This window comes from Natrinema gari JCM 14663 (assembly GCF_000337175.1).
Lineage (GTDB): Archaea > Halobacteriota > Halobacteria > Halobacteriales > Natrialbaceae > Natrinema > Natrinema gari.
In genome coordinates this window covers 73,334-95,849 of sequence record NZ_AOIJ01000044.1, presented here as the reverse complement: position 1 = coordinate 95,849, position 22,516 = coordinate 73,334, and the positions used below count along the sequence as shown (strand labels likewise).

General features: G+C 64.5%; 28 protein-coding genes. 17 read left to right on the top strand and 11 right to left on the bottom strand.

The genetic code is table 11. The annotated features are described in order from the left end of the window. The first annotated feature begins 65 nt into the window (after positions 1-65). Entirely contained in the window at positions 66-509 is a 444-nt protein-coding gene (locus tag C486_RS07625) for a universal stress protein (protein WP_008454803.1), read from the top strand. 33 nt (positions 510-542) lie between these two features. Here C486_RS07625 and C486_RS07620 read toward each other — a convergent pair whose 3' ends face one another. From C486_RS07620 to C486_RS07595, 6 genes are all read right to left on the bottom strand, one after another. Then, entirely contained in the window at positions 543-953 is a 411-nt protein-coding gene (locus C486_RS07620; protein WP_008454801.1) for a hypothetical protein, read from the bottom strand. Positions 954-1,022: 69 nt separating this feature from the next. Further along, complete coding sequence (locus C486_RS07615) at positions 1,023-1,490, bottom strand: phosphopantetheine adenylyltransferase (protein ID WP_008454800.1); 468 nt, start codon at positions 1,488-1,490, stop codon at positions 1,023-1,025. Positions 1,491-1,587: 97 nt separating this feature from the next. Then, on the bottom strand, positions 1,588-2,187 hold the full coding sequence (locus C486_RS07610; protein WP_049910275.1) for a cysteine hydrolase family protein: 600 nt from the start codon (positions 2,185-2,187) through the stop codon (positions 1,588-1,590). Next, positions 2,184-2,981, bottom strand: coding sequence for a YqcI/YcgG family protein (locus C486_RS07605; protein WP_049910274.1), 798 nt, complete (start codon positions 2,979-2,981; stop codon positions 2,184-2,186). The genes C486_RS07610 and C486_RS07605 overlap by 4 nt, the downstream gene beginning before the upstream one ends. Before the next feature lie 214 nt (positions 2,982-3,195). Continuing rightward, on the bottom strand, positions 3,196-3,888 hold the full coding sequence (locus C486_RS07600) for a YqjF family protein (protein ID WP_049910264.1): 693 nt from the start codon (positions 3,886-3,888) through the stop codon (positions 3,196-3,198). A gap of 55 nt (positions 3,889-3,943) precedes the next feature. Then, on the bottom strand, positions 3,944-4,684 hold the full coding sequence (locus C486_RS07595) for an SDR family NAD(P)-dependent oxidoreductase (protein WP_008454793.1): 741 nt from the start codon (positions 4,682-4,684) through the stop codon (positions 3,944-3,946). A 114-nt stretch (positions 4,685-4,798) separates the two neighbouring features. Between C486_RS07595 and C486_RS07590 the strand changes: the two genes are divergently transcribed. Both C486_RS07590 and C486_RS07585 read left to right on the top strand, forming a co-directional pair. Continuing rightward, entirely contained in the window at positions 4,799-5,254 is a 456-nt protein-coding gene (locus C486_RS07590) for a universal stress protein (protein WP_008454790.1), read from the top strand. 123 nt (positions 5,255-5,377) lie between these two features. Continuing rightward, positions 5,378-5,842, top strand: coding sequence for a universal stress protein (locus tag C486_RS07585; RefSeq protein WP_008454788.1), 465 nt, complete (start codon positions 5,378-5,380; stop codon positions 5,840-5,842). 56 nt (positions 5,843-5,898) lie between these two features. Here C486_RS07585 and C486_RS07580 read toward each other — a convergent pair whose 3' ends face one another. Then, positions 5,899-6,333 (bottom strand): hypothetical protein, encoded by a 435-nt coding sequence (locus C486_RS07580; RefSeq protein WP_008454783.1) that lies wholly within the window; start codon positions 6,331-6,333, stop codon positions 5,899-5,901. Positions 6,334-6,480: 147 nt separating this feature from the next. Here C486_RS07580 and C486_RS07575 point away from each other — a divergent pair, with 147 nt between their 5' ends. From C486_RS07575 to C486_RS07550, 6 genes are all read left to right on the top strand, one after another. Beyond that, positions 6,481-7,458, top strand: a complete 978-nt coding sequence (locus C486_RS07575; RefSeq protein ID WP_008454780.1) for an ROK family protein — start codon at positions 6,481-6,483, stop codon at positions 7,456-7,458. Between the two features lie 77 nt (positions 7,459-7,535). Continuing rightward, on the top strand, positions 7,536-9,017 hold the full coding sequence (locus C486_RS07570; protein ID WP_008454779.1) for an LVIVD repeat-containing protein: 1,482 nt from the start codon (positions 7,536-7,538) through the stop codon (positions 9,015-9,017). Between the two features lie 60 nt (positions 9,018-9,077). Continuing rightward, the gene (locus C486_RS07565) at positions 9,078-9,443 is read left to right on the top strand and encodes a NifU family protein (RefSeq protein WP_008454778.1); all 366 of its coding nucleotides are present in this window, start codon (positions 9,078-9,080) and stop codon (positions 9,441-9,443) included. 153 nt (positions 9,444-9,596) lie between these two features. Then, the gene (locus tag C486_RS07560) at positions 9,597-10,166 is read left to right on the top strand and encodes an amino acid-binding protein (protein WP_008454777.1); all 570 of its coding nucleotides are present in this window, start codon (positions 9,597-9,599) and stop codon (positions 10,164-10,166) included. Next, positions 10,166-11,113, top strand: a complete 948-nt coding sequence (locus C486_RS07555; protein ID WP_008454775.1) for a homoserine dehydrogenase — start codon at positions 10,166-10,168, stop codon at positions 11,111-11,113. Before C486_RS07560 ends, C486_RS07555 begins: the two co-directional genes overlap by 1 nt. A gap of 160 nt (positions 11,114-11,273) precedes the next feature. Next, positions 11,274-11,678, top strand: a complete 405-nt coding sequence (locus C486_RS07550; protein ID WP_049910262.1) for a hypothetical protein — start codon at positions 11,274-11,276, stop codon at positions 11,676-11,678. Between the two features lie 189 nt (positions 11,679-11,867). Here C486_RS07550 and C486_RS07545 read toward each other — a convergent pair whose 3' ends face one another. Continuing rightward, positions 11,868-12,182: a hypothetical protein gene (locus tag C486_RS07545; RefSeq protein WP_008454772.1), complete on the bottom strand. Its 315-nt coding sequence runs from the start codon at positions 12,180-12,182 to the stop codon at positions 11,868-11,870. Between the two features lie 178 nt (positions 12,183-12,360). Here C486_RS07545 and C486_RS07540 point away from each other — a divergent pair, with 178 nt between their 5' ends. After that, a complete protein-coding gene (locus C486_RS07540; protein ID WP_338042882.1) occupies positions 12,361-12,984 on the top strand; it encodes an Imm5 family immunity protein in 624 nt (207 codons plus the stop codon). A 64-nt stretch (positions 12,985-13,048) separates the two neighbouring features. Here C486_RS07540 and C486_RS07535 read toward each other — a convergent pair whose 3' ends face one another. After that, a complete protein-coding gene (locus tag C486_RS07535) occupies positions 13,049-13,369 on the bottom strand; it encodes an SMI1/KNR4 family protein (protein ID WP_152419134.1) in 321 nt (106 codons plus the stop codon). Between the two features lie 337 nt (positions 13,370-13,706). On the opposite strand from C486_RS07535, the gene C486_RS07525 reads away from it, so the two are divergent. Beyond that, positions 13,707-14,228, top strand: coding sequence for an SMI1/KNR4 family protein (locus tag C486_RS07525; RefSeq protein WP_008454761.1), 522 nt, complete (start codon positions 13,707-13,709; stop codon positions 14,226-14,228). A 126-nt stretch (positions 14,229-14,354) separates the two neighbouring features. On the opposite strand, the gene C486_RS07520 is transcribed toward C486_RS07525, so the two are convergent. Next, positions 14,355-17,465: a hypothetical protein gene (locus tag C486_RS07520; RefSeq protein WP_008454759.1), complete on the bottom strand. Its 3,111-nt coding sequence runs from the start codon at positions 17,463-17,465 to the stop codon at positions 14,355-14,357. A gap of 240 nt (positions 17,466-17,705) precedes the next feature. Between C486_RS07520 and C486_RS07515 the strand changes: the two genes are divergently transcribed. The 3 genes from C486_RS07515 to C486_RS07505 are packed head-to-tail and all read left to right on the top strand — an operon-like array spanning position 17,706 to position 19,522. Continuing rightward, positions 17,706-18,218 (top strand): hypothetical protein, encoded by a 513-nt coding sequence (locus C486_RS07515; RefSeq protein WP_008454757.1) that lies wholly within the window; start codon positions 17,706-17,708, stop codon positions 18,216-18,218. Beyond that, complete coding sequence (locus C486_RS07510) at positions 18,203-19,183, top strand: hypothetical protein (protein ID WP_049910256.1); 981 nt, start codon at positions 18,203-18,205, stop codon at positions 19,181-19,183. Before C486_RS07515 ends, C486_RS07510 begins: the two co-directional genes overlap by 16 nt. A 21-nt stretch (positions 19,184-19,204) precedes the next feature. Then, a complete protein-coding gene (locus C486_RS07505) occupies positions 19,205-19,522 on the top strand; it encodes a hypothetical protein (protein WP_008454755.1) in 318 nt (105 codons plus the stop codon). Between the two features lie 17 nt (positions 19,523-19,539). Here C486_RS07505 and C486_RS07500 read toward each other — a convergent pair whose 3' ends face one another. Beyond that, the gene (locus C486_RS07500; RefSeq protein WP_008454754.1) at positions 19,540-19,803 is read right to left on the bottom strand and encodes a hypothetical protein; all 264 of its coding nucleotides are present in this window, start codon (positions 19,801-19,803) and stop codon (positions 19,540-19,542) included. A 125-nt stretch (positions 19,804-19,928) separates the two neighbouring features. Here C486_RS07500 and C486_RS07495 point away from each other — a divergent pair, with 125 nt between their 5' ends. The 3 genes from C486_RS07495 (at position 19,929) to C486_RS07480 (ending at position 22,247) form a co-directional block, all read left to right on the top strand. Next, entirely contained in the window at positions 19,929-20,297 is a 369-nt protein-coding gene (locus C486_RS07495; RefSeq protein WP_008454753.1) for a hypothetical protein, read from the top strand. Positions 20,298-20,455: 158 nt separating this feature from the next. After that, positions 20,456-20,653, top strand: a complete 198-nt coding sequence (locus C486_RS07490) for a hypothetical protein (RefSeq protein WP_241432478.1) — start codon at positions 20,456-20,458, stop codon at positions 20,651-20,653. Between the two features lie 421 nt (positions 20,654-21,074). Continuing rightward, positions 21,075-22,247, top strand: coding sequence for a hypothetical protein (locus tag C486_RS07480; protein ID WP_008454750.1), 1,173 nt, complete (start codon positions 21,075-21,077; stop codon positions 22,245-22,247). Positions 22,248-22,516 lie beyond the last annotated feature (269 nt).

The window sequence follows — 22,516 nt, the reverse complement described above, 5'->3', positions numbered from 1 at the left end:
TCTCGGCCGTAATGAACCCAGCGTTCCGGCAGGGATTTCACGGTCCTGGTCGTACGACCAGGACGATGTTCGACACGATTTTGCTGCCGACGGACGGCAGCGACCACGCCGCGGCCGCCGCCGAGACCGGCATCGAACTCGCGACCGCCCACGACGCGACGGTCCACGTCGTCTGCGTCGCCGATACCGGGCCGCTGGGCGATCTCCGGCTTCCTGGCGATGCCGCGAGCGCCGAGGACGCGATCCGCGGCCAGGCACAGGAGTACGTCGACGAGATCGTCGACCGGGCCGCGGCGGCCGGCCTCGAGGTCACCGGAACGGTTCTCGAAGGGGCAGCGGCGGAGACGCTCCTCGAGCACGCTCGCGATATCGACGCTGACCTCATCGTTATCGGGTCCCGCGGTCGCGGCGGCGTTCATCGGCTGGCGATGGGCAGCGTCACGGATCACATCATCCGGTTCGGTGACGTGCCGGTTTTCGTGGCGAACTCGGGCGCTGACGACGACTGAGTCTCGGGCGCTGACGACGAGCGCGGACTCGCCTCATGTTACGATCTCGTTGATCGCTTCCGTCCGGCGGCCGATCGACCAGCCGATGCACGCGAGGCCGGCATAGATCCCGAGCGCGGGGACGGCGTAGACGCCGAGCAACCCGTCGAACGGGAGTCCGAACGCGTCGAAGGCAAGCAGGAGCAACATCGAGACGAGGAGGAACGCGATCCCGATGTCCGCGAACCGCATGTCGGGAAACTCCTGGTGTTGTGGCGCAGCCGTCAGCCGGCCGAGCGCGTAAAACGCGAGCGTGTACGTCACCCATCCGGCACCCACGGTCAGCATGGTCAACAGTACGTCGTCGGGAACGTATCGCGGCACGAACCGCAGGTGTATCATCAGGGTCGCGAGCAGTGCGCTCGCCAGTAACAGGACCAACAGCGGTCGCCGGTCTCCAGTCATTAGCTACGTTGATAGTCTCCCGAGCTATTATTATTGCGTCATCGACTCGTTCGTCGGCACGGGGCCGACCTACGCGACCGTCCGTCCGTGTTCGTCGATCTCCCCGTTCACGATCCGCGTCGAGGAGATCCGCTCGCCGTCGTCGGCGTAGACGTAGGGGGCGACGATTCCCGACACCGGGGCGAACCCGCGCTCCCGGCGGCGGTCGTTGATCGCCTCGAGTTCGGTGGCCGTCTCGGGTGACACCACCAACGCGTCGATCGACGGCTCGTCGGTCGCGATTCCGTACTCGGTCTCGAGCACGTGGAGTTCGACGTCACGGTCCCACGCGTCGAGTTCGCAGAGCGTTTCCGTTACCGCCCGCGTTCGCTCCGCGAGCGGCGGCACGGGGCGGGGTTCGTGGCGCGTTTCGACCGCCAACTCGTCGCTGGTGAGCGCGACGACGACGCCGTCCGTACCGAACCGGAGCGCGTGCTCGAACAGGGTTCGGTGGCCGTCGTGGAGGGGGCCGAACGTGCCGGCGACTGCGACTCGCATACCGACTCGAGGACGGGAACCCGGTTAAGTGTGGGGTGGAAGTCACCAGTCACACGCGAGCGACGCGAGTCGGGCGTCGCGACCACGTGGGTCGGCCTCAGGACCGCGTCTCGATGACCGCGGCGGTCGTCACCACTTCGGCGAACTCGCCCTCGAGGTGGGCCAGTGCGGTGCGGTGGACCGTTGCCGCGTCGAAGGACTCGCCGTCGAACGTCCGGTCGAAGGTCGCCGTCGCGTCCCTGACGAGAAGCGGGTTGAAGCCGAGGTTCTCCGCCATCCGCGTACTCGTCGAGACGCAGTGGTCCGTCGTGAGCCCGGCGATCACGAGCGTCTCGAGTCCCCGTTCGCGGAGCCACGCCTCGAGATCCGTCCCGACGAACGCGCTGTTGACGGACTTTGCCATCGTCGCCTCGTCCGCGAGCGGTGCCGTCTCCGGTTTGAACGCAAACCCGGGCTCGCCACGCCTGAGCGGCGAATCGGGGTCCGTCGAGTCGTGTCGAACGTGGACGATCGGGCGATCTGTCTCGCGCCAGCGCTCGAGCAGGGCCGCGGCGTTGGCTTCGGCGTCGGGGTTGTTCCGCTCGCCCCACGAGGGGTCGTCGAACCCTCGCTGGAGGTCGATCAGGACGAGCGCGGCGTCCGCGAGTCGCCCGTCGTCGACCGCGCGGTCGTCCAGGGGACCCCCGTCGTTCGTCATGGGAGCCTCGCGGCGGGTTTCGGGTGCGTCCGCGTGATCGTGATCGGGCACGTCGACGGGGCCTGCTCTTCGTCCGCCGAGAGCATGTACTGGGGCCACTCCCGGTCGCCCTCGACGCCCCAGTCGCCGATGTCGGCGTGGGGACAGACGCCGTCGTACTCCTCGAGGCGGTCCTGGATCACGTCGCGGGCGCGCTGGCCGGCCTCAGTGTCGGCGGTGACATCGAGGGACTCGAACAGCGCCCGCGGCTGGAACGTGATCTCGAGGCCGACCGGACAGTACCGACTCTTGCGCTCGCCGTAGAAGGGAGCCCGGCAGGTCGGGAACATGGGTTCGCCGCCGAGACAGAACTCCCAGTAGGGATCGTCGGGATCGGTCGGGATATCCGCGGGCCAGGGCTCGGGATCGTGACAGTGCAGCGTCTGCAGGATGTGCCAGAGCGCGTCGTGATACTCCCGCTCCGACAGCGGCTCCGCGGGCGGCTTGAAAAACGTCACGAGCGACGCCCGCTCGGAATGGTCCTCGTAGATGTCGAGGTACTCGAGGAGCCGATCGCGCAGCGTCAACAGCGCGCCGGCGTCGCTCATCGACGGCACGGCGGTGTAGATCGGCTCGCCGTCCCGGACCGATTCGGCCCCGAAGAAACACGGAAACGACGTGCCGTTTCGCTCGCCCAACAGTCCCTCGCGAAACGAGTGCCAGTGGTCGGCGACCCACTCAGGGGCCGCGCCGGTCCGAACACGCCGATCGAGCGTCTCCTGGTCCATCAGCGACTGGATGCCAGGGTCGTTCATCGTACGTGCCCATTTGGGGTCACGAACATGTAGGTTCCGCTCTTTCCAGTCGACCGGTAACGACCGTGGCTCGAGTTCGTCGCCGACGCACACGACGCCGCCCGCGAGGATTCGGGCGCGGAGATCGCCGCGATGGACCAGCGCTGCACGGAGTCCCCGTTTCTCGAGGTGGGACTCGAGGTCTACCGATCGCCCCGGCTGGCTCGCGGGCGGCTCACTTCCACTGCCGATTCCGTGAGGACGCGATGTCGACGCCGCGGCTGTAGTAACAGACCGGCGTTCCAGCGGGCGCGTCGAACCCGTTGGCCTCGAACAGCGAGTTCCGCTCGATCTCGGCCGTCGCCGCACGGAGCGTCCAGGGCTCGTGGTCGATGTCGGCGTAGCAAAGCGTCCCGTCTCGAGCCGTCGTGTAGTAGCGGTAGTGGTCGGTGAGAAATGCCGCGAGCGAGTCGGGCTCCGGCGCGAAGGCGTCCCCGACCGGTTCGTAGGTGCCGACGAATTCGGTCGGGGCTGCACCCGGGTGCCGGCGCTCGCTCGCGAAGGCGATCCCGCGGTCGGTCCCGGCGATCTCGATGTCGGCGTAGTAGTACGGCAGCCGATGGAACAGTCGCGCACCGACGACGCCGAGGACCCCCTCGGCATCGAGGCTGAAGAAGTAGACGCCGGGTTCGCCGTCCCGGCTGACGTACGTCCGGAGGTTGAGTTCGGGCAGGTCGACGCCGACGGCTGCGGGGAGACCTCGCGGGCGAACGTCGACGTTGAGATACGGCACGACCGAGAGCCACGCCCGGCCGTCGTAGGTCTCCACGGAGAGACTATCGGGGAGCCGTTCCGCGACGATTGCCGGATCGACCGGCCAGTTGGCAAAGAGCAGGTGCCGCCAGCCCATCGCTATCGGGAGACTCATACCGGGATCAGGTGCCGACCGCACGAAAAGCCGTAGCCAAACAGCGCCGACCGGATCACACCGTCTCGGGCAACCAGCCGCCGTCGACCTCGATGTTCTCGCCGCTGATATACTCGCTATCCGGGTCGAGGAAGAAGTACAGCGGCGCGATCAGGTCCTCGAAGGAAGCGGGCCGGTCACGGGGCAGTTCCGCGGGGAACTCGTCGGAGTTCTCCACGACGTACGGCGAGATGGCGTTGACCGTGATCCCGTCGTCCTGCGTGTCAGCCGCGAGCATGCGCGTGAACATCAGTACGCCCTTCTTCGCGACGAAATAGGGGAAGTTCTCGGGACTGACGAGCCCCTGCTCGCTCGAGGCGTACCCGATATTGACGATCCGGCCGTACTCGGTCTCGCGCATCCCGGGCAGGGCGCGCTTCGAGCAGAGGTAGGTGCCGTTGAAATTGGTCTCGAGGACGCGGGTCCAGGTCTCGAACTCGAGGGCGGCCCAGTGGGCAGGCGCGAAGTCGCCGACGTTGTTTACCAATACGTCGACGGTCCCGAGTTCGGCTTCGACGGCGGCGAAGAGCTCGTCGACGCTGTCGGGGTCGGTCACGTCGCCCTGGACCGTCATCGCCGCCGTCGCGCCGCGGTCGCGGGCGGCCGCGGCCACCTCGCGGGCGGCGTCGGCGCTCGTGTGGTAGTGAACCGCCGTCCGCGCGCCGCAGTCGGCCGTCGAAAGCAGGAGTTCGCGACCGACGCCCGTTGCGCTGCCCGTGACGAGTACCGTCTGCCCTGCGAGATCGGGACCCTCCATGCAGTCTCGGTCGGCGACGACAGGCAAAAATCGTCCGGAACCCGGGGCTCGGCGACCGGAGGTGGGTGTCTGCACCCCGCGGATTTACGGCGATGCGCGATCAATCAGTCATTGATGCTAGACACGGTGTTGCTCGCCGTCGGCCCCGGCGATGGCGACCGCAGCGATCAACTCGCCGAAGCGGTGATCGAAGTCGCGAACCCGGCCGGTGCGACCGTCGTCCTCGCCCACGTGTTCACCAGCAGCGAGTACGACGACGTGCTCGACCGCCTCGAGTTCGACCCCGATGTCGACGAGATCGACCCCGATGCGGTGGCGGCGCGCCATGCGACGATCCACGATCTGGAGGACCGTCTCGACGAGCACGACGTCGACTACGCGGTCCGGGGCGCGGTCGGCGAACACGGCCCGACGATCGTCGATCTGGCAGCCAGCGTCGGCGCGGACCGCGTCGTCGTCGGCGGGCGGCGGCGATCGCCGACCGGCAAAGCGGTCTTCGGCTCGACGGCACAGGAGGTGTTGCTGTCGGCTCCCTGTCCCGTCACGTTCGTTCGCCACGACGCGGACTGAGTTCGTGCAGTGTCTTCGTCCGCCGAGTCGCCCCGAGAGCGCCCTCACCGTCCCGGGAGCGTGGGTTCCGCAATACTGCAACGACGAGAATACTTAAGCAGGTGGCACAACCACTGTGACGGTATGGCAATCGACACGGTACTTCTCGCCGTCGGACCGATGGACGCAGTGCGTGCGCCGGAACTCGCCGAAACGACCCTTGAGGTCGCAGCGCCGCTCGAGGCGACCGTCGTGATCGGGCACGCCTTCACGGCAGAGGAGTACGAGGACGTTCACGACGACCTCGGATTCGACGCCCGCGTCGACGATGTCGACCCGAACGCGGTCGCTGCCCAGCGCGCACCGGTTCCCGAACTGGCCGACCGCTTCGAGGAGGCCGGCGTCGAGTACGAGATCAAGGGCGCGCTCGGCGATGTCAGCACGGAAGTCGTCGACATGGCGATCGACATCGACGCGGACCGCATGATCGTCGGCGGTCGCCGACGCTCGCCCGCGGAAAAGGCCGTCCTCGGCTCCGTCTCACAGGAGATCATTCTGCAAGCGCCCTGCCCGGTCACTTACTTCCGCGACCTCGACGTGATGGACTAGCGCCGACCCGACGTGATCGGGCTCTGCGTGCTCCGGCTCCCGCCGCCGTGGTTCTCTTACTCCCGTTCGTCGGCGCGTCGTTTCCACGCTCGCTCCTGACGGCGTTCGCGGACGTGTCGCTCGCCGTCGGCCAGGTCTCGCCGGACCCGCCGCTCGAGCGATCGGGTCTCCGCGAGCAACGTCTCCTGAAAGTTCTCGACGACATCGTAGGACCAGCGGTCCTCGTCGACGACGCCGTGGGGGAGCAGGTCGGTCCGAATCGCGTCCGCCAACTCGTCGTGACCCGCCGTCCTGAGCACCTCCTCGGCCCGATAGAGGTGATCCATCCCGTGGCCCGTCGCGTGGTGGAACTCGAGCAGACAGCCCTGTGCGCGCTGGACCCACTCGAGGCCGAGTTCGACCTCGTGGAGCGCTTCACGTTCCGCGTCGGACAGCGTCGGTTCCGGTTCGGCAGCCCGCTCCGCGGTCGGCCGGGTGTCGTCGGTGCCCATACGACGAATTATGTTGCATGCTACCATACGTGTGTCGCCGACGGCTCGCTGCCGGCTCCCTCCCGATCCGTAATGTATCGAAATCGCAACTCGTTGCCGAGTACAATCTGGGTAGTTAAGTACGGTCACAGTCGTCCCCTAGATAGCATGGTTTACTATGCGGGCGTCGATCTCGGCGCGACCAACGTCCGGGCCATCGTTGCCGAGGCCGACGGGACGACGATCGGCGTGAGTCGCCGCTCTACGCCACGCGGGCCGACGGGTATCGACGTGACGGAAGGTGTCCTTCGAACGCTGCGCGAGGCGTGTGTCGACGCCGGGATCGATCCCGAGCGCATCGCCGCGACCGGTATCGGCTCGATCGGTCCGTTCGACCTCGCGGAGGGTGCGGTGATCGATCCCGCCAACCTCCCCGACTCCATCGACCGGATCCCGCTGACGGGACCGATCGCGAAACTGATCGACAGCAACGACGTCTATCTCCACAACGACACCACCGCGGGCGTCATCGGCGAACGCTTTCACGCCGTCAGCAACCCGGACGACATGGCCTACATCACCATCTCCTCGGGGATCGGTGCCGGCGTCTGCTGTGACGGGACCGTAATGAACGGCTGGGACGGCAACGCCGGCGAGGTCGGCCACTACGTCGTCGACCCGCAGGGTCGCCTGACCTGTGGCTGCGGTCGCGATGGCCACTGGGAGGCCTACTGCTCCGGCAACGCCATCCCCGACTACGCGCGACTGCTCGCCGAGGACGATCCGACGATATCGACGGCCCTCCCGGTCGAGGGACCTGACTTCACGGCGAAAGACGTCTTCGAACTGGCCGGCGAGGACGAACTGGCCGATTACGTCATCGAGCAACTCGCCCACTGGAACGCCATCGGCGTGACCAACGTCGTCCACGCCTTCGCCCCGATCGTAGTCTCCTTCGGCGGCGCGGTCGCACTGCACAACGAGGACCTCGTCGTCGATCCCATCCGCGAGCGCGTCTCGGAGATGGTGATGACGAACGTCCCCGAGATCCGCGTCACGGACCATGGCGACGATGTCGTCCTCGAAGGCGCGCTGGCGAGTGCCCTGACCGAGGGCACCGGGGACCGACGGCGGCTGCGGGGCTGACCGTCCGGCACGCGGCGCGAAAGGCGGGCGCGCCGCGAGTGACTACCTCTATGTGGCTGCGTCCGGCTGTGTTGCATATGGAGCGGAGAGCGTTCCTCGAGCGGAGTGGGGCCGCCGGTCTCGCCCTGTCCCTGCCGGGCGGCCTCGCGGCGTCCCGTCCGAGCGCCGCCAGCGCCCGACAGTCGGCCGGCTACGAGCCGCTCGGCCGTGTTCCGATCGACAACGCCGCGGAAGCCGTCGTCGGCGACGACGGCGAGACCGCGTACGTCGCCGCGACGACCGGCTTCGTCACCGTCGACGTGAGCGATCCCGCCGAGCCGACGGTGCTCGCCGAGGAACGCGGCGTCGAAATCGACGGGCGCCCGCTGACGAACCTCCTCGATCTGGCCGTCGACGGCGACCGACTGGTCGTCGCCGGCCCCGCCCAGTCCGTGAGCTCGGTCAACTCGAGCGACCAGTATCTGGGGGTTCGCTGTTACGACGTGAGCGATCCCGCCAACCCCGTCCCGACCGGCGCGTACGAAACCGGCTACCACATCCACAACTGCTATCTCGAGGACGAGTTGCTGTTCGTCCCCGCGAACACGGGCGACCGGAACCCGCTCGTGATCCTCGACGTCGGCGGCGACGACATCACGCAACTCGGCTCTTGGTCCCTGCTGGACCACGAACCCGGGTGGGGGGACATCTACTGGCTCGCCCGCTACCTGCACGATATCTACGTCCACGACGACATCGCCTACCTTCCCTACTGGAACGCCGGGACCTATCTGGTCGATGTCAGCGATCCGATCGATCCCAGCTACGTTTCGCACGTCCGAACGACCACCCTCGCGGACCAACGCCGGATCGACGACCCGCTCGAGGCCGTCTACGGGCTGCCCGGCAACGACCACTACGCGATGGTCGACGACGCGGGGGACCTGCTGGCGGTCGGCCGGGAGGCTTGGGCCACCGGCGGGGCGGACCCCGACCGACCGGGCGGGATCGACCTCTACGACGTGAGCAATCCCGCTCGCCCGACACGCCAGGGGTCGATCGATCCGCCGCGGACGACCGACGAGTCCCGCGAGGGCGGTCTGTGGACCACGTCGCACAACTTCGAACTGCGCGACGGACACCTCTACTCCTCGTGGTATCGAGCGGGCGTCAAGATCCACGACGTCTCCGATCCGACCGCTCCCGAACGGATCGCCTGGTGGCGCGACCCCGCGCGGACCGGGTTCTGGACCGCACGCGTCGTCGACCCCGGGGAAACGTTCCTCGCGAGCAGTACGGAGGCGATCCCGAACGCGTCGATCGATGGGGCACTCTACACGTTCCCGATCGAAGCCGGCGAACAGGCCGACCCGCCTTCGATTCAGGCCCCCGAGGACTGGCGTGACAACGACACCGAGGCAACCGGGACCGGAACCGATACCGATGCCGACCGCGACTCCGGCGGGAACGGGACTGCGGACGCCAACGACTCGACCCCCGGCTTCACCGGCATCGCCAGTCTCATCGGTGGCGGGATCGCCCTCGAGTGGCTGCGCCGCCGCGAAAACGTTCAGGATTAATGCGACGGTATTCGGACGCGTGACCCAACTTATTCACCGCTCGAGCGTCTACCACGACCTATGACTGATTCCGCGGACGACCCGTCCCTGAAAGAACGCGTCGAGCAGTGGATGGCCCGGGAGATGCCGATCATCCAGATGCACGGCGGGACCAGTGCGGTGCGGGCGGCTGACCCCGAAACCGGCGAGGTCATCATCGAACTCGGCGGCGGGTGTTCGGGCTGTTCGGTCAGCGACGTGACGACCGGCAACATCGAGGCCGAACTCATCACGTGGCCCGAAATCGATGAGGTCACCGTCCGAGTCCCCGATGCACGCGACAGCCTCGGCGGGCCCGAGCAGCCCGAATCGATCATGGGCGTCGACCGGACTGAAGGCGGCCGCGGCGACTGGGGCTCGTCGAATCCGGGGAAGGATCACCTCTGAGTCCCTCGCGTTGCATCGGTCCGGATACCCCGAGACGCGTGGTCCTTGTTGGCAGGGGCGGTTAGTTTTGGGAAGTCCTATATTCTTTTACGCGCTCACTACGGACATTAGATATCATGACGAGTAGACGCCTACAGGCGGGAGGTGTCGGCGATGGGTAATGCGCCGGAATCCGGCGACGAGGACGACCCCGACGCCGAGACCGACGGCGGCCTCCGGGCCTATACCGTCCGGCTCGAACTCGTCGACGAACCCGGCGAGTTGCTCCGCGCGCTCGCCCCGATCGCCGACAACGGCGGGAACCTATTGAGCATTCACCACGAGCGCGGCAATATCACGCCTCGCGGACACATCCCCGTCGAGGTCGATTTCGAGTGCCCGCCGGATCGGTTCGACGACGTGGTCGAGGGACTTCGTGACGCCGGCGTGAACGTCATTCAGGCCGGCGCGGAGCACTACGGCGAGGCGGTCAACGTCGTGCTGGTCGGCAACCTCGTCGAAACCGACCTCTCGAATACCCTCTCGCGGATCGAGGATGAGGCCGACGCCGTCGTTCAGGACCTCTCCTTGGCTGCACCCGAGGGAACCGATGGCATCTCGAGTGCGCGCGCACGACTCGCGATCGACTCCGGTCGTTCCGGGGACGTGCTCGCGGCCATCCGATCGATCGGGACCGACAAGGAGCTGACCGTCGTCGAACCCCTGCTCGGAGGTGAGGCCTGATGCGACTCGCGATCCTCGGTGCCGGCGATGTTGGTCGCTCGGTCGCCGACCTCGCCGGCGAGTACGACCACGAGGTCGTCGCGCTCGCCGACTCCACGTCCGCCGCGGTCGATCCCGACGGGATTGCCGTCGCCGACGTCCTCGAGCGCAAAGCCGGCGGCGACCCTCTCGGGACCGGCAGCCCCGACGACGTTTTCGACACCGACTACGACGTGCTCGTCGAGGCGACGCCGACGACGCTCGGCGACGCCGAACCCGGCTTCACACACGTCCAACGCGCGCTCGAGGCCGACCGCCACGTCGTGCTGGCGAACAAGGGTCCGGTCGCCGAGCGCTACGAGGAACTCCGCGCGCTCGAGGCCGACAGTGCGGGTTCGATCCGCTTCGAGGCGACCGTCGGCGGTGCGATTCCGGTGCTCTCGACGATCGAAGACTGCACGCCACAGGCCGTCACCGCGGTCCGAGGCGTGCTCAACGGCACCGCAAATTTCATCCTCACTCGGATGGCGGCCGAGGGGTTGGACTACGAACACGTCCTTGGGGAGGCACAGGACCTCGGCGTCGCCGAGGCCGATCCGACGTTCGACGTCGACGGCACCGACGCCGCGCTCAAGTTCGTCATCCTCGCGAACGTACTTGCCGACGGCGGCTTTTCGCTCGCGGACGCGACGGTCGAGGGCATCCAGTCGATCCCCGGTAGCGCGCTCGATCTCGCCGCCGAAGACGGCCGGACGATCCGCCTCATCGGCGAGGCGACCCGCGACGGCGTCCGCGTCGGGCCGCGGCTCGTCCCCGAAAACGCCGCGCTGGCCGTGACCGGCACGCGGAACATCGTCCAGATCGAGACGCGACACGCCGGCTCGCTCCACTCGAGCGGCCGCGGTGCCGGGGGTCCGGAGACCGCGACAGCAGTGCTTTCGGATGTCGGCCGGCTGCCGCCGCTGTAAGAGCGGTCGGCCTCCCGTGATGCGCTCTGGATTCTTCGTCTCGGTTGACGACTAGGTTGTCCCACATCCGCCCGCAGGAGGTGCGTCTCACGACGAAAGAGCAAGAACAAATGAGTAGTATTAAACAATCTGGCCTCAAATTTCACTTGAGGCGAAATTGATGGAATTAGGTCATAAGCGAAAGGTAAAAGAATTCGAAGACGATAAGATGCCGTCGCTAACGGAATCGCTGGACGATGCAGCCGGTTTCGAGGTCGATCTCGATATCGAGTGGGAATCACTCATCGACGAGCGGGTCGACGAAGAACTCTGGTTCGAGGGCTGGACAAAGGTGTACTTCCAGCCGACGATCGATGCTTTCGCGTCGATCTGTCGCGACGAGCTGGGGCAAGAAGCGCTTCAGGCGGATCTCGAATCGGTCGTGTTCAAGAACGAAGCGGGGATGACCGGTGACATCAGCTACGAAGACGGCGTCCTCACAGTGGACAAAGAACCGTGTACTAACATGGACAAGGTCGACAAACGGACCGAGTCCATCGTCTCTGTGCTCGAAAGCAGCCTCTGAGGAGCCGTCTCTTCTCACGCCGAGACGAATCGAGACTGTGCCAGACTTCGCGGTCTGGCAGTACCTCACGAAACAGTCGCCGCTTTAGCTCGCGGCGAGGGCGGTCCATCCAGGCGTCGTGTTCCTCGTCGTCAAGAAGGATTTGCCCGTACCGCTTACCCACTCGACAGCGTACTCGACATCTCGGAGTTAGTTCCTCAAGAGCAGACAGTGCGTCAGGAACGCGTCGAACATGGTCGACTTGTGGCGAGGGATCGAGAGGTTGTCACGAACGAGATCCGCGTGCTTTTCCAGTTGTTCGAGACCGTGTTGCCCGATCGCGTCCCTCGCATGAATCGTCAACAGGTACTCGATCTCGGCCGTCCACCCATGTTCGGCGACGAGCGCGTCGACGTGAGTGACCTGATGGTATTCGTGGTCGAGGTCCGTCGATTCGATAAAATCGGCAACGAACGAGAGTCGATTGGTCCTCGATTTCGTCTTCGATCTCGTCCAGAAAGTCACTCGCTTCCGCAATCGTAGCGACCAGCGCGTCCGTATCGTCCATCCCGGCCACCCGCACGACGACAGTTGGACCGGAGTCACCGACACTGTCGTCCCAGACGAGTCTCATACGTCAGCGTCGATTGCCGAGCGCAGATACGGTCCGACTCCAGTCCCGAACAGAACTGAGATACGCGAGATGCACGACTGTATCGTATCGATGGTTACGTCAGCAGCCGTGCGGCGATACAAAGCGTCCATTCGTGACCGTGAGGACAGCCACTTCGTGCTGCCGCTTCGAAAGGAACTGTGGCAATCGTTCGGACCAGTGGAAAGAGCCGACGGGACGAGAGCCGAGCGAACACCCGCCCACACGAAACGGGTCCGATTGGCGATTACGACGTGTCAAAAAGTGCTGCCGGTTTGGGAACGACAGATACCACAGTCTGATATTGCCCAGCGAGCCCTCCAGCTTGCCGAACAGTTTCTCACTGGCGAGACCGATGACAAGACCGTCCGGGAGGCAGTGAATCGGTTCGTTACAGGCGTCGAAAATACAGCGGGGACGACAACAGCAGAGTTGAACGCACAGTTAGTCGGCTGGGCCTGTTGCAAGATGCTCTCTCTGGCATTGTCCGATTGCTACGTCGGTGAGAAAACAGTTCACGATGCAGCGCTAGACGACTGGGACTATTCGCTGTACGCGGCTGGCGCACATGCCGGCGGATTTCCGTTCAACGAGAGGGCGTTTCAGAGCGACCCCGTCCGGCTGCAGGAGTTCTGGTTCTGGTACGTCGAGCAGGCACACCGGATTGCCGAGTGACGGGCCATCGAAGTCGGTAGATGTGTGATTACAGAGATCTCTCACGATGTTCTGTCCCCTCCACTCACTCGTCATCAGCCTCGAATTTTGCAAAAAACTCAGTCACGGACGATGCAAGCCGGATCTTGCTCTCTGGATTGGCAGCCGTCATATCAGCGTCGATGAAAACCACAGGCGGGTTCGGTTCGTCGACGCCGTAGTCGAGCGCATAGACACTGTTCCCACTATCTCCGAAGGCGACGATGTTCTCGTGTCCGAGTTCTTCTTCCGTGACCGTCGTCACCCAGTCGATTCCATACCCCTCGATTTCGTCGGGAACAGGAGGTTCGAAAATCGCGTGGAGGTGACAGTCAAACCCTCGCACGCCCCCCCTCTGGTAACTCAACTCTGAGATTGGTCGGCATTTGTCCCTGGTGCGTTTTCACTAGTTCCGTGAGATCTTCCGGGAGTTCCGTGTCCAGAAACGCTTCCAACTCCTCGAGATCTGCATCTGTTGCCTGCTCCAGCGGCCATCCATCGATCCGTAGGTAGTCCTTCCACCCAATTGCCATTGTTCTCAGCCATATCCTGGGGATACATACCAACTCCGAGATCGAACGGCATGCCAAGCAACATGAATTCTTCTGTCTCTTTCCGGTCAACATTACGCCAATCAGACCGTCGACAATCCAGACGATGACCGAACGCCATCCACTTATGTAATTCTGAATCCCACCGTGGGTATGGAAAAACGGTGGGATCGGGTACGAGAGTGGCTCGAGACGAACGCGCCTGACCTGACGGACGTGTTGCGACCGGATGCAACTGACGCCGACATCAGTCGGGCCAAATCGGGCGTGGGACTCGCGTTCCCGCCGTCGGTTCGAGAATCCTATCGTATCCACGATGGACAGGAACCCGGAACGTTCGGGCTGTTCGGCGGGTGGCAATTACTCCCGTTAACTGACGTGGTCAGGGAGTGGGAGAAGCAACGCGAGATCGAACGCGACTTCGAGTTCGGCCACTGGGATCCGGACGCGGCGATTCCGATCATGGCCGACGGGGGCGGCAATTTCCTGTACGTCGAACACGCGCCCGACGGGGCGGAGACGCCCGTGATCGAGTGGTGGCACGAGGATCCCACCCGTGACGTGCAAGCATCCTCCTTCGCGGCGTACCTCGACGCGTTTCTCGATGCGCTGGAGGCCAGCGAATACGTCTATCTCGAAGACGACGCTGCGCTCGTCCACGAAGACGATCTGTAGGTCTCGGATACTGGAGAACACCGACCGTGTGACCATCGCAGGTCCTCGAACACAGCGACGCCGGACACCCGATTCGGGACCCTTGCCGTTCGAGTGAGGTTTGACAGACTGGCACGGTCTTGCGTTCTAGATACGGCTGCGGGCGTCACGGAGGTGTGACTGTATCTCCTCGTCGTCGGGACTGGTCGCGGCTAGGTCTTCAAGCACGTCCAAGTACTGCTGTTGGACCTCGGTCTCGTCGCACCCGGTCGCCGTGGCTGCGAGGGCGGCGGCGAAATGTCGCTGTATGGCGTCGCTTTCCGGATACTCGACGGCGAGTCGGTCGAGACAGGCGGTGCGGTCGGTTTGCGGTTCTCCGTTCCCGCCCCCACTCTCGCAGACGATCGCACTGGCCAGCGCATCGGCGTACTGGACCTGAACGTCGACGGTGTCGGGACGATCGGCAGCCAGCGCTTCCAGCCGATCGAGATACTGATTCCCGTCGTCTACTCGTCCGGCCGCTGCTAGGTACGTCGCACAGTTGTACAGCATCTTGGCGAGACGGGGATACAACCGATCGTTCGCCGGATACTTATCGACAAGGGCCGCGAGGCGGTCGAGGTAGTTCGGGAGATCTGCGACCACCCCGGCTTCGCCCTCGTGATGGGCGGCGTTCACGAGCGCACCAGCCAGTCGCAACTGGATGTCGTCGACGGATGGGTGTGTCTCGGTGAGGGTCTCGAGGCGGTCGAGGTGCCGGTGGAGTGATTCGAACTGGCTGGACCGGCCGTCGTCGATGACGCCGTTCCCCAGCGCCCTCGCGAACTGGTCATGGATGTCGTCGTTTTCGGGATGATTCTCGGACAGCTCTTCGAGACGATCAATGTGATCCCGTTGCGCCGAATCCCGCTCGGCCTCACCCTCGTAGTAACTGGCGTACCACAACGCGGTGGCGAACTGGAGGTGTATTTCCTCGTCGTCGGCGTTTCGTGCGGCCAGACGTTCCAGTTGATCGAGTCGGGATTGGAGAGCATCGAACCGGTCGGCCACTCCGAGATGCCTGATAGTAACCCTGAGTGCCTTCCCAAGGCGGCGTTGAATTTCCGGTTCGTCTGGAAACTCGGTCGCCAGCTCTCCGAGGCGGTCGAGGCGCTGAAATGCACTCTCGAACCGGCCGGCTTCGAGCGGATACGTGACGCCATTGACCAAGCCTTTGCCGAGTTGGAGGTGAATCGTGGCGTCTCCGGGCCACTCCGACGCAATCGCTTCGAGCCGGGCCACGTATGCAGCGACCGTCTCGAACCGTTCTGCCTGTCCCAGATCCTTAGTGGCGTTGACGTAGGCTTTGCCGAGTTCACGCTGGATCTCGACGACATCTGAGTACTCGGCGGCGAGGGTTTCGAGGCGGTCGAGCCACTGCGGGACGGCGTCGAATCGCCCCGCGTCGAGACGAGTCTTCACGCAGGCGTGGACGGCTCTGGTCCGTTCGATCTGCATCGCTTCGGTTTCAGGGTGGTCGTCGGCCAGCGCTCGGAGTCGGTCGAGTCGCTGCCGTTGTTCCTCGAACTGCTCGGCTCGCCCCAAGTCTGTGACAGCCGTCCGGAGGGCCTTTGCGAGCTGGATCCGGATGTCATCAGCGGGCGGCGACGTGGCAGTGAGAGTTTCGAGGCGGTCGAGCCAAGTCCCCACGTCGTCGAATCGCTCGGCTTGCCCCGCGTGAATCGTCGCAGTGTAGAGGGCGAGTCCGAGTTGCTGTCGAATCTTCGGATCGTCGCGTCGGTCGGTCAGCGCTTCGAGCCGGTCGAGGTTGTAACGCTGCGTGTCGAATTGCCCCGCGCCACCGGTCGCGTGCGCGGCGTTGAACCGCGCTGTGGCGAGCCGGCGGTATAACTCGTCGTCCGTGCCCTCGTCTGCGAGCTCTTCCAGCCGCTCGACGTGCTGCTGTTGGGCATCGAGACGCCCAGCCATCCCGTCGGCGTACGTGGCGTTGACGAGCGCGCTGGTGTACTCGTGTGCGATCACCTCGTCGTCGGCATACTCGGTGGCGAGCCGGTCGAGCCGACCGAGATGGCTGTCGAGGATGTCGAACCGCTCGGCTTTCCCCTGGGACCGTGCGTCGGACGAAAGCGCCGAGGCGAGTCGGTGGTGCAGTTCGTCGGTCCGTGGCCGATCACGGACCAAGGTTTCGAGGCGGTCGACATGGGCCTGACTTCGTTCGAGATACCCGGACTCACTCTCGTGTTCCACGGCAGTTACCAGCGCAGTGGCGAACATGCGTTGCACCGCGTCAGACCCGGGATTGCGTTCAGCGACGGTTTCGAGTCGATCCAGTCGAGTCTGGAAGCCGTCGATCAGTCCGGCTCTTCCCTCGTGAATGATGGTCGTCAGGATGGCCTCGGCGAGTTGGGTCTGGACTCTGTCGATGTTTGGATACCGCGCGGCGTGGGATTCGAGCCGATCCAGTTGGGCCTGTCCGTCCTCTAGCTGGCCGGCAACGGTATCGGCCGCCACAGCCTGTTTGAGTGCCTCTGCAAGGGAGATCTGTACCCCGACTGTCTCGGAGTTCGTTTCAGCGAGCGTCTCGAGTCGGTCGAGATGGGCGTTTCTGTCCTCGAACCGCTGGGCGATCCCATCGCGATGACTCGTTGTTTGCAGTGCGGTGGCGAGGTGGTTCTGAATCCCGGCGTTGGCAGGGTTGGTTTCCGCGAGGGTCTCGAGTCGGTCGAGGTGGCGCTGGTGATCCCAGAACCGGCGGGTTTCGATTTCGTACTCTACCACGGTACACAGCGCCCTAGCGAGGTGGTACTGCACGTCGGCGGCCCGCTGTGATCTGTCAGCCACTGTCTCGATCCGTTCGAGCGTCTGCAGGAGGGCATCAGTACGACCGGCCGCCCGGAAGTCGACGGTTGCATTGGCCAGCGCCTTCGAACAGCGAAACTGGAGTTGCGTGTCGTTCCTAGCCTCTGCAGCCAGTTCAGCGAGACGTGTTTCCCAGCGAGAGAGGTCCTGTATCCGACCGGTGCTACCGGCGTAGTGCATCGCCATGGAGAGCGCCAACGCGAAATCTCGCCGCACGTCCGCGTGTCCGGGATGGGCTGCGATCAACTCTTCGAGGCGGTCGAGATTGGGCTGGAGTGCACCGGGGTCATCCGCGTTACACGCGTCTCTGACAGCGGAACGAAGCTCCCTCGCCAACGTAGCCCGCTCGTCGTCGGGTGCTGAGTTATCGCTCGACCGGTCCGATGCACCGTCGTTCATTGGTGGTGTTACGATCATGTGTTATAAATAATCTCAATCTGCGTCGTGCCGTGCGAGCAGCGGCTCCGGGTGCAGAACCATCGGGACTCCTCGTATCGGTGGACCACCGCGAGATGTCACAGTCGCACAGCGGCTGACCCGACAGCAAACGTTTATATTCGCTATCACGCGTAGAGGAAGATATACTCGGCAGCGTCTGCCGTCCGGACAGGCGTCGGCGGGGTCGGTCGTGGAGAATACATGGACGAGATGATTCGAGACGTTACACCTCGAGACGTTACACCTGCGGAACTGTGCGACGCGATCGCCACCGATCTGCTCGATGCGATGGGGTGGCCGGAAAATCGAAACCCCACCCGTCGGACGCTCGATGCCGAACCGGTCACGGATCAGAGTCCGCTGGCAGCGGTCGCTGGCATCCCCGACGCCAACCTCGACGCCGAATTCGTCGGGCAGGTAGTGGCCGTGGCCATCGCTGTCGTCGCACGAACCGCGAACCCGAGTGCCGCCAGGGAGTGGCTAGTCCTGGTCGATGACCTCGTCGGAGCCGTCGCAAGGAATCGGAGCGACACCGACGGGGCCATCAGGTACCGGGGATCGGTCTTTGGCACCGCGATGGCGGCTGTTGCGAGCGAACAGCCGACGGCCGACGAGTGGGTCGAGGCGCTCGCGGTCCGTGCACTGACACTCACGAACGAGACGGCGACCCCGCACGGACGGGAGTCGTCGGTGGCGACGTGGAACCCATCGTGACCGCCTTCACGACCGCGCTGGCGACGCTCACACGGTCGGGGGACGGTACGGACCCGAACCACGGTGCGCTCGCGACCGTCGACCAGTTCCTCCACGAGATCGTCGACCAGGGTGCGATCGACCACGAACCGGGTCTGTATCCGCTCTGTCGGATCTACGGCCAGACGGTCGCAGGGCTCGTCGAGACGGCCGACGACCCGGCGAGTGCTGAGGACGTGCTCGCTCCGGTGATGAGACTCGTCGAGCAGACGGCGACCAGGTACGAGGATAGCCCCGCGGCCGTCCTGTTCGGAAACGTGTTCGGCTCCATGTTCGGAGCCGTCGCTGGCGCGGCGTCGACGGCCGACGCGATGGCGACCTGGGTTGAGGCGATCGACGCTTCTGCTAGGGAGGCCGCCACATCACTCCAGCACGACGAGGAGCGCACAGAACAGTTGCACGTCGCCATTGTGAGCGCCGTCGGCTGGGCGTTCGACCACGGGTGTCCGGACGACCGATTCGGGCCGTGGCTGGAAGGCGTCGGTGAGCGGCTCTGTCAGAGTGCGACGCAGGCGGCGTTCGTGGACGAACATGGGGCCGACGCATGGCGTCGCCGACTCGATTCGGAACTCCGTTCGTTCGCGATGGGGTGCTACGTCGATGATCCGGCGGCGTTCCTGAAGGGCGTGTACGCCGACATCGTCGTCGCGGGAACGACGAGGGGCCACCCAGCCGACGAGATCGATGCCTGTGTCGCGGCTGTTTATGAGTCCATCGAGCGGGCGAACGAAGACGACCACCTTCGAACCGACGAGCCAGTCATGGGGACCTTTTCGCTGGCCGTCGACCGGCTCCCGACGGGAAATCCCCGTGCCGCAGCAGACCACAGCTACCTGCTCGGCCAGGCATTCCGTGCGGTCGGCGGGGAGGACCTCGAAACAGCCGTCTTCGACGGCGGCTGTCCGCCTGACGAAGCGCAAGAGTGACCCACTGATCGAATCAAGCCCATGGCAACCTACTACGTCATTTCGAGTCCGGATCACGACGCCGATCAGCCCCACAGTCGCAACTGGCCGAAAGTGCTCAGAATCTCCTTCGAGGCGCGAGAGATCAAGCTGTGGCAGGGCAAGGGCCACGGCCTCGGCGGTGCATCCTACGACTTCGAGGAATTCGAGGTCGAGGAGTGGACCGATTTCCTCGAGGGCTGTGGTGGCGAGTGGCTCCGCGAGGAACTATCAAGACACGAGTCATTGACTGTCATCGAGGAGACGGACTTCGTCCGGCGACTGAACAGACACGTCCCGCTCAAAACGGAAGACCGCTGACGGAACAGCGGGTCGGGTTACCCGTCGCTCGTCTCGTCTTCCCGTGCCGGCCAGACTGCCGGTATGACCTGTCTGTCCTCGTAGGCCGAGCGATCGGCGCTGAATCGCTCGATAAGATCGGCGGCCGACGACTCGCCGTCTTCGAGTGCGGTAACCTCCTCCGGCGTCAATCGCACTGACACGTCGACCATCACCGCTCTCCCGAGCAAGAAGGTGAGGATCCACTCCCCGTCCGTCTCCAGCAGGACGTAGGAGTACGGCTCTCTGTCGAGGACTTGCACTGGGCTGTTTTCGAGTCGGGCCGATAAGTCGATTGCTGTTGTCGATGTATCTCCTTCGAAGGTAGATTCGTCAACCGATGCCGTTACCATCGGTGTCGTCGAATCTGAATACAGGCAGCGATCCAATGCACATCGACGATAGCGACGACGGCGAATCGACGACGCTGGCGTGGGAACACGAGGGAGAGTCAGTGTCCGTGACGCTCCCGGGGACGGTCCACGCCGAATACGCCGAGGCGCGGGACGTAGTCGTCACCGCCAGCGCCGAGGGGACGATCCGCGTTCTGGCGGGTGACGGGACCGAGTGGGATGCCTTCGAGTACAGTTTGCCCGATGGGTGTACCCCCTACGTGGTAGTGTCGAGTGTCGTGACGGATCTCGGGGTGACGATGGTGGTAGCCCACGATCCACCGCATCGCGGGGAAGCGCTCTGGCAACACGAGATCGACCTCCAGCGCCGGGTCGTCGGTGGCCCCGTGGCGAAGTGGCGGTAGCGACGCGAATACGCATCGTTTCGAGCACGAACCGGACGACCTCGAATCCGACATGATATCACCACGGGCGGATAATTTCGGCCAACTGGATGACGTTCGATTACGCTGCAACCCCCTCAGAAACGTTTAAGCAAGCGCGAGAACTGGAGAGTCGCTTTTTGATTGAGGTGGCAACGGACGCCGACTTCGAGGAGGCACGTGAGTTGCTCGCGGCCGCGGACGCCGATGACCGACCGGCCGCTATCAGCGCGATCACGTGGGCCGGTATGAAATACGACAAGTTTGCCGAACAGGCAGTCGATATCTTGCTGGAGTACTGGTACGCCAGCCCAGGTCAGTCCGCTCGACCGCCGTGAGCGGGCTGGCGGACATCAGTTCCGAGCAGAATTTGGCGATGATCCGTCCCGCCATCCGACACCTTCCATGACCATCTCGGCGACGACGATTCGGTCCGTGCAGACGCCGCGTTCGCGGTCGTGACTTTGAGCGAGAGTTTCTCCCAGCCGCTGGTGGGGCTCGTCGACGACCTCCGGGACTGTCTTTCCGACGACGTGGCCCGGGAATCCGCGATGGAGGCGCTGGTCGGAATCACCGCAGGGAGCCCCGAGGCAATCGAACCACCGTTCGACGACCTCCAGGAGTGCCTGCAGGACAGAAACTCGGGAGTTCGTTCCAACACGGTCAGTCCGCTCGCATCTCTCGCGGAAACACATCCGATGCGGTCCGTCCTGCCCTCGACGACGTTATCGCACTCACGTCGGAGAAGAGGGGTCTTCCATGGGAAGACCGGCCGGCTGTCTCCAACTGTTCGGGACGATGGGCGCGGAGTACGCCAGTGAGGCACCCCGGATGGTCGAAGCGCTACAGCCGTTCGCCGAGCGGATCGTGCCAGCGGCCGTCGAGGCATTGGCACCGATTGCGACTGAACATCCCGTTGCAGTCGTTCCCGCCATCGACGAGCTTCGTGCTGCACTCGAGAAGTCAGACGGGGTCAACGGTGGGGACGCGGAGAGCGACTCCGAGACTGCGACCGGGGTGCTCAAGGAATTCTTCGGGCGTCACGTCGACGCGGCCCGTTTCGTTCTCGATATGTTAGATACCAGGGTCCAGCTTTCTGACGGGGTACCCCACTCACCTGACCTTCGCCGCGTCTGCGCTGCGGCCGAGGGGCTGGCAGCGATCGGACAGGTCCACCCCGACGAGGTCCGTCCTGTTGTCGAGGCACAGCAGGACTTCCTCGAAACCCTCCTCGAAGGACGAAGGACTCAGACGCGGACCGCGGCCGCCAGGTTGCTGGTGGCTTCGGACGTTGTGGATCCCGAACGAGCAACGGAGGTCGAGCATATCTGCAGTTCCCTGCTCGCCAACGTGAACGAGTGGGCACCTGCAGAAGCGCTCGAACTGCTCGACGCCGAGGAGCTGTCGCTTGGTACGCGAGTTCGTATGAGGTTGTTCACCCTTCTCGGTCTGCTCACCGAACGGGACGAGGTGACGATTTCCAAGACCCTCAGACGGTTCGAGGCCGCGGATGCTACCGTGCGTTCGCTCGTGACTGCCGAGTTAGTCTCCCGTCTCGAGGACCGCGAGTCGGAGAGCGAGCGGCCGGCCGTAGTGTCGGTGCTGGGGCTCATCGCGGCCAGGGACCGGGAGGCTGCTATCACCGTGGCCAAAGCGCTGACGGCCTGCCTCGAGGACGACGATCCCGCTGTCCGCGCCCGGGCTCCCGTCGCCCAGTCGAGGATGATCGCTGCACCCCATTCGGTTATAAGTCACATGGATGTTAGTTTGCTCGTGAATCTCCTCGACGACGACGAGGAATCTGTCCAGGCGGCGGCTGCTTCCACACTGATGGTACTGGACGACGAGAATGTCGAGACATACGAGCACGACCACGACCTCGAGGAACTACGGGAGTACGTCGAGTCCGGTGGAATCGGAGTGGACGACTGACCGATAGCGAGCACGTCGACCCAGCAGTCTCGTGGCTGCGCACCCGCTCTACCACTGTTCAGGACCGATCGGAACTCGTCCTCACCAGCGCCTCGGCCGCAAATGCGTAGCCGGCCAGCCTTGACCGCGCTCGGAGCACGGACCACGAATGATACGGTCGGTTGTACCTGTGAGCCGCGACAAGGCGGGTGTTTATTTCCGAGAGCGAAGTACTGTATCCACATGGTTTCCTTTCCGCCAGGTGAACCCCAGGCCGTCTGTGCACTTTG

What these genes read in the sequence shown, in the direction of transcription:
- C486_RS07625 (WP_008454803.1), top strand. Translation starts at nt 66, where the DNA reads ATGTTCGACACGATTTTGCTGCCGACGGACGGCAGCGACCACGCCGCG.
- C486_RS07620 (WP_008454801.1), bottom strand. Translation starts at nt 953, where the DNA reads ATGACTGGAGACCGGCGACCGCTGTTGGTCCTGTTACTGGCGAGCGCA.
- C486_RS07615 (WP_008454800.1), bottom strand. Translation starts at nt 1,490, where the DNA reads ATGCGAGTCGCAGTCGCCGGCACGTTCGGCCCCCTCCACGACGGCCAC.
- C486_RS07610 (WP_049910275.1), bottom strand. Translation starts at nt 2,187, where the DNA reads ATGACGAACGACGGGGGTCCCCTGGACGACCGCGCGGTCGACGACGGG.
- C486_RS07605 (WP_049910274.1), bottom strand. Translation starts at nt 2,981, where the DNA reads ATGAACGACCCTGGCATCCAGTCGCTGATGGACCAGGAGACGCTCGAT.
- C486_RS07600 (WP_049910264.1), bottom strand. Translation starts at nt 3,888, where the DNA reads ATGAGTCTCCCGATAGCGATGGGCTGGCGGCACCTGCTCTTTGCCAAC.
- C486_RS07595 (WP_008454793.1), bottom strand. Translation starts at nt 4,684, where the DNA reads ATGGAGGGTCCCGATCTCGCAGGGCAGACGGTACTCGTCACGGGCAGC.
- C486_RS07590 (WP_008454790.1), top strand. Translation starts at nt 4,799, where the DNA reads ATGCTAGACACGGTGTTGCTCGCCGTCGGCCCCGGCGATGGCGACCGC.
- C486_RS07585 (WP_008454788.1), top strand. Translation starts at nt 5,378, where the DNA reads ATGGCAATCGACACGGTACTTCTCGCCGTCGGACCGATGGACGCAGTG.
- C486_RS07580 (WP_008454783.1), bottom strand. Translation starts at nt 6,333, where the DNA reads ATGGGCACCGACGACACCCGGCCGACCGCGGAGCGGGCTGCCGAACCG.
- C486_RS07575 (WP_008454780.1), top strand. Translation starts at nt 6,481, where the DNA reads ATGGTTTACTATGCGGGCGTCGATCTCGGCGCGACCAACGTCCGGGCC.
- C486_RS07570 (WP_008454779.1), top strand. Translation starts at nt 7,536, where the DNA reads ATGGAGCGGAGAGCGTTCCTCGAGCGGAGTGGGGCCGCCGGTCTCGCC.
- C486_RS07565 (WP_008454778.1), top strand. Translation starts at nt 9,078, where the DNA reads ATGACTGATTCCGCGGACGACCCGTCCCTGAAAGAACGCGTCGAGCAG.
- C486_RS07560 (WP_008454777.1), top strand. Translation starts at nt 9,597, where the DNA reads ATGGGTAATGCGCCGGAATCCGGCGACGAGGACGACCCCGACGCCGAG.
- C486_RS07555 (WP_008454775.1), top strand. Translation starts at nt 10,166, where the DNA reads ATGCGACTCGCGATCCTCGGTGCCGGCGATGTTGGTCGCTCGGTCGCC.
- C486_RS07550 (WP_049910262.1), top strand. Translation starts at nt 11,274, where the DNA reads ATGGAATTAGGTCATAAGCGAAAGGTAAAAGAATTCGAAGACGATAAG.
- C486_RS07540 (WP_338042882.1), top strand. Translation starts at nt 12,361, where the DNA reads ATGCACGACTGTATCGTATCGATGGTTACGTCAGCAGCCGTGCGGCGA.
- C486_RS07525 (WP_008454761.1), top strand. Translation starts at nt 13,707, where the DNA reads ATGGAAAAACGGTGGGATCGGGTACGAGAGTGGCTCGAGACGAACGCG.
- C486_RS07520 (WP_008454759.1), bottom strand. Translation starts at nt 17,465, where the DNA reads ATGAACGACGGTGCATCGGACCGGTCGAGCGATAACTCAGCACCCGAC.
- C486_RS07515 (WP_008454757.1), top strand. Translation starts at nt 17,706, where the DNA reads ATGGACGAGATGATTCGAGACGTTACACCTCGAGACGTTACACCTGCG.
- C486_RS07505 (WP_008454755.1), top strand. Translation starts at nt 19,205, where the DNA reads ATGGCAACCTACTACGTCATTTCGAGTCCGGATCACGACGCCGATCAG.
- C486_RS07495 (WP_008454753.1), top strand. Translation starts at nt 19,929, where the DNA reads ATGCACATCGACGATAGCGACGACGGCGAATCGACGACGCTGGCGTGG.
- C486_RS07480 (WP_008454750.1), top strand. Translation starts at nt 21,075, where the DNA reads ATGGGAAGACCGGCCGGCTGTCTCCAACTGTTCGGGACGATGGGCGCG.